Annotated in this window: 9 protein-coding genes; 4 read left to right on the top strand and 5 right to left on the bottom strand. The window is 43.9% G+C overall.

Annotated features, from left to right (window positions below; all coding sequences use genetic code 11):
• The first annotated feature begins 68 nt into the window (after positions 1-68).
• Positions 69-2,873 carry a M16 family metallopeptidase gene (locus tag VB073_RS16105; RefSeq protein WP_323405212.1) on the top strand — a complete coding sequence of 935 codons (2,805 nt, stop codon included), beginning with the start codon at positions 69-71 and terminating at the stop codon, positions 2,871-2,873.
• Positions 2,874-2,965: 92 nt separating this feature from the next.
• On the opposite strand, the gene VB073_RS16100 is transcribed toward VB073_RS16105, so the two are convergent.
• The 5 genes from VB073_RS16100 to dut all read right to left on the bottom strand — a co-directional run bounded on the left by VB073_RS16100 (position 2,966) and on the right by dut (position 8,767).
• Positions 2,966-4,246, bottom strand: a complete 1,281-nt coding sequence (locus VB073_RS16100; protein WP_323405211.1) for an MFS transporter — start codon at positions 4,244-4,246, stop codon at positions 2,966-2,968.
• 24 nt (positions 4,247-4,270) lie between these two features.
• Positions 4,271-5,632: a peptidoglycan DD-metalloendopeptidase family protein gene (locus VB073_RS16095; RefSeq protein ID WP_323405210.1), complete on the bottom strand. Its 1,362-nt coding sequence runs from the start codon at positions 5,630-5,632 to the stop codon at positions 4,271-4,273.
• A gap of 90 nt (positions 5,633-5,722) precedes the next feature.
• Complete coding sequence (locus VB073_RS16090) at positions 5,723-6,568, bottom strand: DUF4292 domain-containing protein (protein ID WP_323405209.1); 846 nt, start codon at positions 6,566-6,568, stop codon at positions 5,723-5,725.
• A gap of 2 nt (positions 6,569-6,570) precedes the next feature.
• A complete protein-coding gene (locus tag VB073_RS16085) occupies positions 6,571-8,319 on the bottom strand; it encodes a tetratricopeptide repeat protein (RefSeq protein WP_323405208.1) in 1,749 nt (582 codons plus the stop codon).
• Between the two features lie 13 nt (positions 8,320-8,332).
• Positions 8,333-8,767, bottom strand: coding sequence for a dUTP diphosphatase (gene dut / locus VB073_RS16080; RefSeq protein WP_323405207.1), 435 nt, complete (start codon positions 8,765-8,767; stop codon positions 8,333-8,335).
• Between the two features lie 119 nt (positions 8,768-8,886).
• Here dut and VB073_RS16075 point away from each other — a divergent pair, with 119 nt between their 5' ends.
• From VB073_RS16075 to VB073_RS16065, 3 genes are all read left to right on the top strand, one after another.
• On the top strand, positions 8,887-9,612 hold the full coding sequence (locus VB073_RS16075; RefSeq protein WP_323405206.1) for a hypothetical protein: 726 nt from the start codon (positions 8,887-8,889) through the stop codon (positions 9,610-9,612).
• A 29-nt stretch (positions 9,613-9,641) separates the two neighbouring features.
• Positions 9,642-12,527 (top strand): triple tyrosine motif-containing protein, encoded by a 2,886-nt coding sequence (locus tag VB073_RS16070; RefSeq protein WP_323405205.1) that lies wholly within the window; start codon positions 9,642-9,644, stop codon positions 12,525-12,527.
• A gap of 362 nt (positions 12,528-12,889) precedes the next feature.
• The gene (locus VB073_RS16065) at positions 12,890-15,901 is read left to right on the top strand and encodes a TonB-dependent receptor (protein ID WP_323405204.1); all 3,012 of its coding nucleotides are present in this window, start codon (positions 12,890-12,892) and stop codon (positions 15,899-15,901) included.
• Positions 15,902-15,927: the final 26 nt, after the last annotated feature.

The following is a 15,927-nucleotide window of genomic DNA, read 5'->3' as shown; positions in this document are numbered from 1 at the left end:
ACAATTTAACGATTACACAATTCAACAACTTCTAATTTTCAACTTCGAACTTTCAACTTAAAATAAATATGAAAAAATTAATTACATTTCTGCTTCTTGTAACCGGAATGGTTGCATACGCACAACAAAATCCTCCTTTACCTGTAGATCCGAAGGTGAGGACGGGTAAACTCGACAACGGACTCACCTACTACATCCGCCAAAATAATCTGCCCGAGAACAGAGCCGATTTCTATATCGCGCAGAAAGTCGGCTCCATGCAGGAAGAGGACAATCAGGCCGGTCTAGCTCACTTTTTAGAGCATATGGCTTTCAACGGCACAACCAATTTCCCCAAAAAAACCATGTTGGAATACCTGCAGGATAATGGCATCAAGTTCGGCACCAATATCAATGCCTATACTTCTTTCGACGAAACGGTATATTATATATCCGATATACCGACCACCAATAAGAATCTGGTCGATTCCGCCCTTCTTGTGATCTACGACTGGTCGTGCGGCATTGCCCTTGAAGAGGAAGAACTGGAAAGTGAACGGGGTGTTATCCGTGAAGAGTGGCGTACCCGCGGTGGAGCCCAGCAAAGGCTATGGGATCAGTTGCTCCCGAAAATGTACCCCGACAGTAAATATGCCAATCGGATGCCTATCGGTAGCATTGACGTGATCAACAACTTCAAGCCGGAAGAGATAAGAGCCTATTACCATAAGTGGTATCGTACTGACCTCCAAGGCATCATCGTCGTAGGAGACTTTGATCTGGATGAGATGGAGCAGAAGGTAAAGAACTTGTTCTCGCCCATTCAACTCGATAAAGAAAGGGCAGAACGTGAATACTATCCGGTTCCCGATAATAAAGAACCCATCGTGGCCATTGCTACCGATAAGGAAGCCCGCAATACCCAGATATTGATGTTTTACAAGCATGACCCTCTTCCCGATGAATTGAAGAATACACAGGCAGGGTATATCATGCAGTATATCCTGAATGCTGCCTCTTCAATGATGAACCAGCGTTTTGCTGAAATCACGCAGAAACCCAACGCTCCTTTTACTTCCGCCGGCGCTTATGATGGCGATTATTTTGTAGCCAAGACAAAGGATGCATGGACCGTAGTATCAGGAAGTGCAGAAGATAAAATCGAAAACGCCCTGGCAGCTATGGTGCGCGAAACCGAAAGAGTGAAACGATTCGGCTTCACGGCATCGGAGTATGAAGTCGCTCGCACCAATATTCTGAAAGGATATGAAAACGCCTACAACAACCGCGATAAACAGAGGAACTCTTCTTACTCTCAAGAATATGTCCGGGCTTTCACTGACGGTGAACCTATTCCCGGTATCGAATTTGAACATCAATTCATGCAGGCGATGGCACCTAATATTCCCGTTGAAGCGATCAACCAGACAATCACCCAATTGATAGGGAATGAGAATATCGTGATCGCCATCACCGGCCCGGAAAAGGAAGGATTGACTTATCCTTCTGAAGAGGCATTACTCGGAATACTGGCTGCTGTCAAAGCCGAGACGATAGAGCCTTATAAGGAAGAAGTGATCGATGAACCGCTGGTTGCGAATCCCCCAAAGCCGGGAAAGATCGTAAAGATTGAAAAGGATGAGGCTATGAGTACCACCGTATGGACGCTGGGAAATGGCATGAAGGTTATCCTGAAAAATACTGATTTCAAAGACGACCAGATTATGATGTCGGCCACAAGTGTGGGTGGATATTCGCAATATGCCTCCGAAGATCCTATCAATAGCCGGATGATGAGTAATGTCGCCACATTGGGTGGAGTTGGCAATTTCAGTGCGACCGATCTGCCTAAAGTATTGGCGGGCAAGACCGCTTCCGCTCGCCCGGGAATCAGCCTTACCACACAAGATTTTAACGGTTCCTCTTCCATCAAGGATTTCGAGACCATGCTCCAATTAATCTACCTCTACTTCACTGCTCCACGACAGGATAATGATGCTTTCCAGTCATTTATCCAGCGGATGGAGACCCAGTTGAAAAATCAGGAGGCCGAACCGATGGTAGCGTTCAGCGACTCGGTGACAATGACAATGTATGGCGACAATCCGTTGACAAAACGGTTGAAAATTGAGGATCTGAAAAAGATCGACTACAACCGGATCATGGAGATGTATAAGGAACGATTCTCAAATGCCGGCAATTTTGTATTCACGTTCGTAGGCAATATCGACGAGGAAAAGGTTCGTCCCGTGGTAGAACAATACCTTGCTTCCTTGCCCGGAAAAGCGAAGAAAAGTGACTTCGTAAAAGTACCTATGAGTTTCAGCACGGGAAGTATAAATAATATTTTCCAGAGGGAAATGCAAAATCCCAAAGCATCGGTATTCAACGTAGTAACCGGAAAAATAGAACGTAACATGAAGAATCAGATATTGATGAGCATGTTCGATCAGGTCCTTGATATCATCTACACCGAAAAAGTACGTGAAGAGGAAGGGGGAACTTACGGAGTATATGCAGGAGGTTCTATCTCCCGTTATCCGGAAGGACAAACCGCTTTACAGGTTATGTTTGATACCGATCCTGAAAGGATGGAACACCTTAACCAGATTGTGCTAAACGTACTGAAGGATTTTGCTATAAACGGACCGCGCGAAGGTGACTTCTCGAAGGTTAAGGAGTATATGAACAAGAGTTATACCGAAAACCTGAAGGAGAACGGATACTGGGTCAATATTCTCAGGAACAAGTATTTCTATAATGAGGATGGGCATACCCAATACATTGAAACGGTCAATACGGTCACTCCGGATGATATTCGGAATTTTGCCAAAACATTACTTGATCAGGGTAACCTGAAAACAGTCGTGATGATGCCGAAAGTAACTGAATAGCCGTATCGGTTGAATTTTACACATACAAAAAACAGGAGAGAGACTTATCCGTCTTTCCTCCTGTTTTTTGTAATACTATATCAATCCTGAAATCAATTACCTCTCACGTGTTTATATCGAAACAGGAGAGCGAACAGGAGAGTAACCACAAGAGCATAACCTGCAAAAATAAACCAGACACTCTGCCAATCACCGACAAGAAGCGACCTTGAGGTAGAACCCACCGATATATCCGCCCATGAGCAGAAGCGGTTTATCACCGACTGTGCCCACAAGGTACCGATGGTAGCTCCTATCCCGTTGGTCATCAGCATGAACATTCCCTGTGCGCTGGCACGAATAGTATGAGGGGTTTCTTTATCCACGAACAACGATCCGGACACATTGAAAAAATCGAAAGCAACTCCATACACAATCATGGAAAGAACCAGTAACCATACGCCACTGCCGGGATTACCCAGACCGAAGAAACCGAAACGGAGTACCCAGGCAAACATGGCCATCAGCATCACACTCTTTATGCCGTAACGTCTCAGGAAAAAAGGAATCAATAAGATACAGAGTGCTTCAGATATCTGGGAAAGGGATATCAGGATATTCGAATGTTGTACACCAAAGGTAGTGGCATACTCAGGATAAGCCTCGAAGCTGGCGATGAAAGGGTTGGCAAATCCGTTGGTTATCTGTAGTGCTACGCCGAGTAACATTGAAAAGATGAAGAAGAGGGCCATTTTTCTTATCCTGAAAAGCCTGAAAGCATCAAGTCCAAGCGCCTGAAACAGTGTCTTGGTGTCTGTAGCCGTGGTCACAGGACAGTTGGGCAATGTAAGTGCATATATCCCCAATATGATACCCAGGATAGCACTCACCACGAACTGCATCGACGAGACCTGATATCCCAGTATATCTACCAGCCACATGGTACAGATAAACCCTATAGTACCAAATACACGTATTGGCGGGAACGCTTTGACCGTATCCATCCCGCCCTTTTCAAGGATGGTATAAGCAACCGAATTGGACAATGCCAACGTGGGCATATAAAAAGCCACACTCAACGTATATAAGCCAAAAATAATAGGAAATGAGACTCCCGTACCACTATATAATCCATATAAGCCGGCAGAAAGCATGAAAGATGCAGCCAGAAGATGGCTTATTCCCAACAACTTCTGTGCAGGCACCCATCGGTCGGCTACAATACCCATGATGGCCGGCATAAAAATTGACACAATCCCCTGTACCGAATAAAAGATACCTATATGTGCCCCCAGTCCGGCTGGTCCCAGGTAGCGGGACATAGAAGTGAGATAAGCTCCCCACACCGCAAACTGCAGGAAATTCATAACAATCAGTCTAATTTTCAGCGACATATATTCCGATTCGATTGTTATTCATTATCTGCTGAGCCAGGGAGCCGGGTTGAGTTTGTTTGTTTTTTGCCACAACTGGAAATGCATCGTAGAAATACCGGTATCGGGATCGGTAAAGATCCGCCCTAATGACTGTCCTGTTTTTATTTTGTCTCCCTGCTTCACAAACAAGTCGTATATATTTGCATAGAATGTATAATAATCACCGTGACGCACGATCACACAGGTATTGGAGCCGGGGAAAGAAAATACTTTCGATACCTCCCCGTCGAATACACTCCGGATATTGGCTCCCTTTTCGGTCTGAATATCGATACCGTTACTGTTGGTTGTAACATTCCATTCATTGTGCTTTTTGGCCCCGAAGCTACCCACGATAGCAGCTGTTCCGCTAACCGGCATAGGCAGCCTCCCCTTGTTAGCAGCGAAATCCTTCGAGAGATTGAAAGACTCAACCGATACCTTACTGCTACCGGCTTCAATTTTCGGAGCAGGTGTTGTACCTGAAGCTCGTTCTTCTGTCTTGGTAGGCGCTTCAGCCAGTTCTTCCTTCTTCTTATCATTTGTTCCTTTATGTCGATCTTCAGCACGTTTTTCTTCGGCTTTTCTCTGTCGCTCAGCTTCTTCGGCTTTCCTTCTGGCTTCTGCCTCACGCTCCTGTCGTGCCACCTCCTCCGCAATAAGCTTTTCGATCTGGTTATTTAACTGATTTGCCCGTTGCTGCTTATCCCGAAGAGTTTTCTGTAATTGCCGCTCTTGCCCCCTTACCGTTGCCACCTCCGACTGGCGTGTTTGCTCTTCGCCCTGTAACTTCTGCTGTTCAGCCTGCAATGCAATTAATGCGTTCTCCCTATCGGCCTTGGCCTTAGCCAGTGACTCCTGCTTCATCTTGATATCCACCTGCTGCTTCTTTATCTCTTCAGCCTGTACTTTCTGCCACTTGGAATATTCACGAAGGTATTGCATCCTGCGCAACGATTCTCCCACAGATTTACCCGATAAGATAAAAAGTAATTTATTCTGGCTGAATTTATGATTCAGCATTCCTCTCATTGCATCAGCGTAATTATCCTGCTTCGTTTTCAGGTCTTTATTCAACCTGGATATCTCGCTTTCAAGCCGCAACTCTTCCTTCCGCAATGCTTCAATCTCTTTCGTCTGAGTATTTATCAATTCCTTACGGGCAGCTATCTGACTATTGATAAGATTTATCCGTTCTAAAATTGTTGTACTCTGTTTTTTCAGATCAAGGTAAAGCTTATTCGTATTTTTTATCTCTTCCATCAACACCTGTTGCTGACGTTGCAAATTCTCGATCTGCTGCGTTTGCGACAGTAGGAGGAGAGCAACAGTCTGGAAAAGGAATAAGAATACAAATTTCTTCATACGATATATTTTTCAGAACCAAGACTTTTAGACTGTTAGAGTCAAGCATTCCAGAGCGTTTTCATCAAACCAGTCCACCTATCCACCTAATCACTTTGGAGAAAGGATCTTCAGTATCTCTCCCATTGAGGTTTTCGTATAACCCGAGGGTATATTCAACGTCAGAGTCACAGAGTCGCCCGTGCTTACATCGGAAAAAAGCAACTCTGCATCAATCTTTCTGGATGCCGACGAGAGGGTCACATCCATCTTATGCGGGAATGTAACATTGTTCAATACCACAAAATTCTGATACCCCCACTGCATAAACTGTTCTTTTTCGGGGAGCATCAGATGGGTATATGTAATCCGGTCATCCCCATTGACAATAAAAGAATAATCGATACCCGATTCAACATCTTTCGCCGTAATATGATAGTTCTGGTCGGAAGCACGATTATAATTGAAAGTGTTATAATCGGAGGCATCTATCTGGTTCTTTCCCGACACGAAAAGTGCGTTGGTAAATAGCGATTGCATTGTATAATAATCAAAACCTACAGGGTAGAATTCCTTTATTGTGGCGATTGATTCCAATACATATCGCTTGTTCATTTTGTCGAGCACAAATACAGTATCGGGACTCATATAAAGCCGAAACATCTCGACGCCGAAAACCGGTTGTATTGAAATCTGAAGAGCCTTATCCTTTATAATCCGTATATTGGCTTTAGAACTAAACGATTTAGTACCGGAAGTCATTCCCATACTGAGTTTGGCAGAGAAGGTCCGGTATGGGAACTCATGGGTAATAATATCATTGAATAGCTCATTGTGAGCTTTGTCTTCCACCGGTGAAGTGGAATAAACAATTCTCTGTTTCGGTTTACAGCCAGTGAATGTGACTACCGACAACAGACAGATGATTAAAATCTGTCGATAATGTGAATGATACATGATTATAATTTACCTGTTTTAATTTTCTTTTTCAATGTAGCTGATCCTCCTCCCGCCTCTTTGGCTTTCTTCCACTGTTCTATTGCCTTCTCTTTATCTCCCGTTTTGAACAAGACGTCACCATAATGTTCCAACACATCGGGCGAGGGCTCCCCTTTACTGTATTGTATGGCCTGTTCTATATACATCCTGGCAAGGGTGTAGGACCCTTGCTCATACAATACCCATCCGTATGTATCGAGATAAGTGGGATTCATCGGTTCCACCTTCACCGTAATACCGCTCATCTGTTCTGCTTTATCAAGATCTCTCTTTTCAAGAGACAAGTAATAGCTGTAATTGTTTAAAACAGGTAGATTCTGTGGATTCAGTTTCAACGCTTTCTCATAACTCTCGAAAGCAACCTCCTTATTCCCGAGTGAATAATTCAGATCGCCTATCTGTCCGTGGAAATCGGATTCAACGATAGGATTCCTGAAGATGGCATTAGCAAGCCCCTCCTCGAAAACCTTGAGTGCTTCCTTCTTGTTCTCCTGTTGATAATGGGCAGCTCCCAGATAGAAATAAAACTGGGGTTCCTGCGGTAGATGTTTTAGCGCCTCAATAGTCACTTCTTTTATTTTTTCCATATCCTCCTCAGGCAATGCTATACGAAGCAACTGTTCATATCCGGCAGGATCTTCGGGGTTGGCTTTGGTGTAAATCCTGAACTGCTCTGCAGCTCCTTCTTTATTTTCCTGCAACAAAAGTACATTCCCATAGATCATATTCAACTGGGAATTATTGGGATGTTGTTCAAAAAGCGTTTCGAAAAGGGAATTCACCTGTTTCATATCCTGCTTGCTTTGCTGCAGGATACTAAGATAGCGGGTAAGTAACTGTAGTTTTACGTCTACCTCTATCGATGAATTTGTAACCGCTTTTTGCAACTCGGCCTGTGCAGCCTGCTTATCATTCGTTTTCTCATAATAATTCACCATTGAAAGGATCAGCGCCGGATTGTCAGGATCGATCACTTTTGCCCGGTCATAGTATTCCAACGCCTTATCACGCTTACTATCTTCAAGATAGAGATCACCCATCAGAATAAGATACTTCTGCTCGGAAGGATTCTTTTCGATTATTTGCCGGATCTCGTCGAAAGCCTTCTCCTTCTCATTCATCATAGAATAGAGACGGAATTTATTCAGGGCAATCATCTCGTTGATACCGGTATTTTTTTCCAACTCGGTCAGCACATCAATGGCTTTCTGGAAGTCGCCACTCTCGGCAAATGCATTGGCCAGCTCAAAACGGATATCGAGTTTTTCCGGGTATAATTGAGATAAATGGATATAAATATCGATCACCTCCTGCTTCAAACCGAGTTCTTTACTTAAACCAGCCAGCATCATGTTATAATAGTAATTGGCAGGATCATATCGTACAGATCTCCGGAAAAAATCCAAAGCTTTATCCTTCTCCTGCAGCACATTATAGAATGTGCCCAATTCTACCGACACATTGGCGTTGGTGGAATCCAATGCATAACAATGCTGAAACAGATCCATCGCTTCAGCATACTTTCCCAGGGATTTCGCATTCAATGCCCCGTAAAAATAATAGTCGAACTTCCTCCTTACATCTTCGTCGAGTTGGCTCCCTTGTTGCTCTTGTTGTGCGATTATTTCCTCCGGGAAGATTACCGATAATGAAATAATCAAAAGAAGAGCGAGAAATAAATTCCTTCCTGTTGATATTGAATGGTACATTCTTGATTCTTTTTTATTGTCTGCCGGTGTGACCGAATCCTCCGGCACCTCGCTCCGTTTCATCGAGGAAATCAACAGGCTTCCACTCCACGCGGACATGCGCTGCAATCACCATCTGGCAGATACGTTCCCCATCTTGAATAGTGAACTCTTCATTCGAGAGATTCACCAGGATCACCCTTATTTCACCGCGGTAATCAGCATCAATGGTACCCGGAGCATTTACGATCCCGATACCGTGCTTGATAGCCAATCCGCTTCGGGGACGGATCTGCGCTTCGTACCCTTCCGGCAACTGTATGTAAATACCTGTAGGCACTAACGTCCGCTCAAGTGGTTTCAGTACTATAGATTCCTCTAAATTGGCACGGAGATCCATACCGGCAGCAAGTGCGGTGGCATATTCAGGGAATGGATGCCGCGATTTATTGACTATTTTAATTTGCATCAGTTCAATGGAAATGTCTATTCTGTTTAATAGTGCGAATTTATACAATTCTGAGGAATTAAGGCTCTATTTGATGAAATTTAATGAAATAATTCACCAAAAGTTTTATCTTTGCAAGCATGAGTGACCGAGATGATCTTTTAGCGAAATTACGCCAGACTCTGAATGAGCAAGGCATTGACTCATTCCACATTCTCGAAGACCTGGTACCGATTGAGGAGCAAATGGAATATTTCAGGTACTTCGACAGATTGCGGAGGGAGAACAGTCCCTTTGTGCGAGATGAGGAAGTAGCCATATTATTCTCACCCGATGAGTCCATTGAACGCAAAAGAAGGAGCCTGACTCTGTTGGCATCCATCCCCGACGTGGGTGCTTACCGCTCTATCGAAACATACCACAGCAGTCCGTTAGAGCCGGAACTATTGCACTGGTCGTCCATGGCGCTGGTGAGCAGCCGTATTGTATTGAGTTCCGACCTCTCCGGACACCAACAAGTCTATATTTCTTCAGGGTTGGGGGGACAAGATAAAAAGTTACGCTTTTTCGCTCTTTTCACAACCAATGAGAGACAAAACTTCACCGATTTACAGAAAGAGATGGTAAAACGGGAGTTTACCTTTCAACTAAAAAAAACAGATGTAGTCATTGAGCAATTTGATATAAAAGAGAATTATTTCACCATCCTGTTACTTTTCCCCTTCAACAAGGATATAAAGTTGAAGCTCAATGCAGCAGTCAATGAATGCAACCAATATGGTAATTTCCTTGACACAAAGTTTCTTTTCACCAATGTGAAAGTATTAAGCGAGGCTGAAATTAAGAAAATAGTGGAGAAAAAATAAACTCCTGTAACCGTCTTTAAACTCCTTATATGACGACGCAACCGGCCTGTAAAAAACAGTTTTGTACGGCGATTCTCACTATAGTCGTCATCTCTTTTGCCATGCCGTCAGTTGCACAGCATATTCCCTTTATTCCTCCTGCCTATAATTATACCACCGATCATTATAATGCCGGCAACCAAAACTGGGCGATTGCACAGGGTAACAATGGCGTCATTTATTTCGGAAACGACAACGGAATGCTCAGTTACGACGGAGTGAACTGGACGTTGCATTATTTGCCCAATAACCTCTCTGTTAAATCGATCTATGTCGACATTCACGATAATCATGAACGTATTTACGTGGGTTCTTTTGAGGAATTCGGCTATTTTGAATCCAACGAAACCAACCAGCTCACCTATCATTCACTCAGCCGAAACATACAAGGCCATCAGTTTCATAATGATGAAATATGGAGCATCTACCCATTCAACGGGAAACTCTATTTCCAGACATTTGCAACCATCTTTGTCTATGATGGTCAAGAAGTGCAGATACAGAAACCCTACCCTGCCGTCTTGTACTTCTTTCCCGTGGACGAAAAGAAGATGTTTGCCCAGCTCATCGACAGCGATTTCTGCTTCTACGACGGGGAGAATTTTCAGTCGTTATTCACCCGTGACCGCTGGAACGACGACAATATAGTGGCCATACTACCTTATGAAGACGATTGGCTGCTGGTCACATCCAAGAATGGATTGTACCGGTTCTCCGAAAAGGATCACACTTTGGATCGGTGGGAGATATCCAGCCGGAGCGAACTGGTTCACAGTACTATTAACCGGGCTATTCTTTCCAGCGACACCTATATCTTCGGGACACTCAACAGCGGCATATTCGCCATTGATAAAAACGGAGCACAGAAATGGCATATCCATCGAAACAACGGACTGAACAACAACACGGTACTGGCACTATTCAGGGACAGGGAAAGAACTATATGGGCAGCACTCGACAATGGCATCTCCAATATCAGAACCCACTCACTCCTCTCTTTTTTTGAACCCTCCGACAACCAGATCGGGCCGGTAGAAGATATCCTGTTTCAAGACAACCAACTCTATCTGGCTACAAACCAGGGTATCTACAACTACCCCGACAGTCGTGGCAATCTCTCCCGGATTCCCGGATTCGATATCCAGTCGTGGTTCATAAAAAGTTTCGACCACCAGATTTTCGTGGGACATAACCTGGGCACCTCCCTGTTGCAGGACTTCAAAGAGATACGCATTCCGGAAGCAAACACCGGTGGGATGGATATAAAACAGGCAACCATCAACGGAAAGAATATCTTGATAGAATCGTCCTACACCTCTTTATTGGTATATACACAGAACAATACCGGAAACTGGGCTTTTAGCCATAGAGTAGAAGGCTTTTCCGACCTGATTAAAAACCTGGAGATAGATCATGCCGGAAATATCTGGGCTGGACATATGTACAAGGGTATTTACCGGTTGAAGCTGGACAGCGAACTACGGAATGTGGTTGAAATCGAAAACTATCTCTCGTTCGATAGTACGCAAGTCTATAACTACCACCCCATCAAGGTGATGAAGTTAAGAGGAAGAATAGTATTTGCCGATGGCAACCGTTTCTATACTTATGATGATATCGAGCAGAAGATCATCCCTTTCGAGCTGTTGAACAACGATCTGGCAGGATTTGCAGATACCCACCGCATCATTTCAGTGAACGACACACTCTTTTGGTTTATATGTCATAAGGAGTATCTCCTGGTTGAATATAGCGGCAACAGATATAGCATCAAGGATCGTATTCCATACACCATACTGAACAATCCGCCCAACGCTGGAAGAGCCAACATATTGGTGACCGGCGACAATATTTCTTATTTCGGCATGAACGGAGGAATAGCCAAATATTCCTTTTTTGAAGAACAACCCGAAGTTGCATCGGAACTACAGGTCGCCTCCATCACGTTCCACAGCCGTAACGACGAACAATTGTCCTATCTCAATCCCTCACAGAAAGGAGTGATCGCTTTTCAGCATAATAACATCTCTTTCCGTTTCCTCTATCCCGAATTCTCCAAGAAAATATTTCAGATAGAGTGCTTCTTACAAGGATATGACAGCCGCTGGTTGAACACCGACGCAAACCGGTCGGCTTCTTACTATAATCTCCCTCCAGGCGACTACACCCTCTATGCCCAGGTAAAGGATAGTTCCGGAAAAATTTTGTCATCCCTCAACTATTCATTCAGCATCAAAAATCCATGGTATAAAACTTGGTGGGCATATCTCCTCTATTTCCTTATTGTAGGTTCTATTACGTTATTTCTGATTAAGAGACATATCTATCGAATTGTCCGCAGGAAACAGAAACTTTTTGAAGAACAGGAGAACAGACGACTCGTACAAATCGAACGGCAGGAAAAGGAGATCACCACGCTACAAAACGAGAAGCTGGAAGCAGAACTGATCTACAAAGGAAAAGAACTGGCCAGTGCAGCCATGACCCTGATCAATCATTCCGAACTGCTAAAGAATTTACGTGAGAACGTGCAATCTCTTATACTTACAGGAAAGATCCACCGTTACGAAGGTAACGAATTGCTTAAAATGATCGAAAACAACATTCCGGAAGAGGATGAGTGGAATCTGTTCCAAAGCAATTTCGACCTGATTCATCAGAATTTTTTCCGGAATCTGAAAGATCGGTACCCATCACTTACACCAACCGACCTGAAGTTATGCTCTCTCCTCAGATTGAACTATTCGTCGAAAGAAATTGCCGACATGTTGAATATCTCAATTCGTGGAGTAGAGGCAGCACGCTACCGTTTACGCAAGAAATTATCGCTTGGAGAATCGGATAATTTAGTCGATTTCATGATCAATTTTAAGTAAAAGGGTACTACTCTATTACCCATATTATATTTTACAAAAATCTAATATACAAATATTTACTATCAATAAACGTAGTAAAAAAGTATCCTTTTAAAACATGTTATACAACACATAGTACTTTTAGCGAGGTCTTTTATTTTCTTGACCTACCCATAGCACCTTATTTTTGTACAAAGTTCAATTCAAATATAGTAAAAGCCGAGAGAAATGCCAAGCTTATTGTAGCACTTCCGAGGCGCATCCTATATTATAACATATTTAAAAATAAATGAATATGAATCACAGGCAAGAAAACCATTCTTTTTCTATTTAAGGTGAAAACAACAAAAAGTGATTATGTACTAATTAAAAGTAGAAGATCCATGAAATTGAAAATCGTAACAGTATTAAGTTTTCTATTCTGTTCCCTTCTTTTATCGGCACAGCAGATAAACGTTTCGGGGACAGTGACGGAAGAAGCCACAGGGGAACCCGCCATCGGGGCTACTGTGTTAGTGAAAGGTACTACCAATGGTACCGTGACTGATATCGACGGAAATTGGTCCCTGTCGAATGTACCGGGTGACGCAACCCTTGTCTTTAGTTATATAGGGATGCAGAGTCTCGAGGAGCCTGTCAACGGGCGTAATGCCATCAATGTATCCCTCCGTGAAGATGTGCATGCACTCGAAGAGGTGGTTGTAATCGGGTATGGTACGGCTAGAAAACGTGACCTTACCGGATCGATCGCCAGCATAAATGCCGAGGAGATATCGAATCGTCCCTCCGCCAACCTTCTGGCATCTATCCAGGGGAAAGTGGCCGGGGTACAAGTAGTCAATACCGGACGTGCGGGACAAGATCCCGAAATCCGTATTAGGGGAACAAACTCCATCAACGGATTTGCACCTCTCTACGTGGTAGATGGTCTGTTTTCAGATAATATCAACTACTTGAATCCTGCCGATATAGAATCGATGGAGATATTGAAAGATCCCTCCTCATTGGCCATTTTTGGAGTAAGAGGTGCCAACGGTGTGATCATTGTCAACACGAAACGGGCCAGGAAAGGTGAGACCGTAGTGAATATCAATACTTCCCTCGGATTCAAGGAGGTGTTGGACAGGATGCCGATGACCAACGCGGCCCAATTCAAAGAACTATACAATGAACAACGGGTGAATCAGGGACAAGCTCCTTTTGACTATACAAATTGGACAGCCGACACCGACTGGCAGGACGTAATCTTTCAAAAGGGTTTCCTTTCGAATAACAATGTAAGTATCACCGGCGCCAGTGAAAAAAATCGTTTTTATCTGGGAGTAGGATATACTTCGGAAGAAGGCAATATCCTGCACGAAAAATATTCACGACTGACAGTCAACCTGAACAGTGATTATAGTGTCACCGATGCACTCCGCTTTGGGTATCAGGTAAACGCGTCCAGGACACTTCCCACGGATGCAAAAGGAGTGAGTGCGGCCATCAAGGCTGCTCCCATATCTCCGGTTTATGACAATAGCGGGAAATTACTCCATACCTTGCCCGACTTTCAACGGGCCCAAGTATGGAATCCTCTGATTGACGTGGAGACCCGGGCGAATCACAATATAGGAGTCAACCACCGTGCAGCCGGAAATATATATGGAGAAGTAGACTTCTTGAAACATTTCAATTTTAAAACCACTTTTTCAATGGATTATGCTGTCAATGAAAGTAGAGGCTTAAGCCCGATCATTTCAGTCTATAATCCCGATATACAAGGGGAGGAAAACCTCACTACTTCCGAGTCGGTGTCACAATCGAAATCAACCCTTACCGTGGCGCAAGGCGATTATATCCTTACATACAATAATTCTTTCGGCGGACATAATCTCACCGCTACCGCGGGTGTTACCAGTAATTTCATAGAATACTCCTCGTTAGGTGGATCCAGAAGCCAGAATCTGGAAGATATCATTTTCTCTATTCCCAGCGACAATGTCGACAAGTGGTGGATATCCTCGATATCCGATAAATCATCTAACAATGGTAGTTCTCAATACAAACGCTTTACCCTTTCATACCTTGTAAGGGCGCTTTACAACTACGAGAACAAGTATCTATTCAATGCCTCCTTCCGTCGTGACGGAGCCTCCGTATTCCGTTCCGTGGGTAACACCTGGCAGAACTTCTATTCATTCGGTGGCGGCTGGGTGCTCTCGGAAGAGGAATTCATGAAAGAACAGTCATTTATAGACTATCTGAAACTGAAAGGATCGTGGGGTATACTGGGTAGTCAAAATACAGGAGGATCCAATTACCCTACTTATCCCCGTCTGGAAAGTAGCGGTAGCGCCATCTTCGGAGATAATATCATTACAGGATATTCTGTACGGTATCTGCCACAAAATCTTTCATGGGAAGAGACCCACTCATGGGAGGCCGGTTTTGAAATCAACTTGCTACAAAATCGATTGAGACTGGAGCCAGTCTATTATAACAAGAATACGATGGACATCATCGTGATGCTTGCCGGTATGGCGGGTGCAAAAAACTCGTTGGAGAATTTGGGAGAAATACAAAACAAGGGTTTTGAACTCTCTGCTACCTGGAACGACAAGATTGGCAATGGTGATTTCAGATATAGCATTGGAGCCAACCTGACAACAATCGACAACAAAGTGATTTCTTTGGGACGTGGGCCGGAAGATGCTATTTTCCAAGCCAACGGTGTTGCCCGCTCAGTGGAAGGATATCCCGTAGGCCATTTTTACGGCTATAAAGTGATTGGCGTTTATCAGAACAGGGAAGATGTGAAGACTTATTACCCGAACAGTGTGGGCAGTGTAGCTCCCGGAGACCTCAAGTTCGCCGATATAAATGGAGATGGCAAGATTACCCAGGATGACCGTACCATGATTGGTAATCCTACCCCGGACCTGACTTACGGCTTCAATATCGGCCTCAATTACAAGAATTTCGATTTGGGAATTGACATGATGGGCGTATACGGCAATGAGATCTACCGCACATGGGACGACCCGACCTATGCACGTCTTAACTATCTCACAAAGAGCATGAGCAGATGGCACGGAGAAGGCACTTCCAACTGGGAACCGATTATCGATCCTTCAAGATCGATCAACCTTGTCAACTCAAGCTATTTTATCGAAGATGGAAGTTTCTTCAGAATCCGCAATATGCAACTGGGCTATACTTTCGACAAGTCTTTATTGCAAAAATTATATCTGAGATCGCTTCGTGTGTATGCCAATGTGCAGAATCTCAAGACATGGACACGCAATACGGGATACACACCCGAAATAGGTGGATCTGCCCTTGCGTTCGGTATTGATGGCGGTACTTATCCCATGCCCATGATTTATACATTCGGGATTAATTTAACGTTCTAAACAAAAGGATAAAAGAACATCTGGAT

Origin of the sequence: Proteiniphilum sp., from assembly GCF_034927365.1 — a bacterium.
Classification (GTDB): Bacteria; Bacteroidota; Bacteroidia; order Bacteroidales; family Dysgonomonadaceae; genus Proteiniphilum.
The sequence above is the reverse complement of the archived record's forward strand: the minus strand, read 5'-3'. Positions and strand labels throughout refer to the sequence as shown.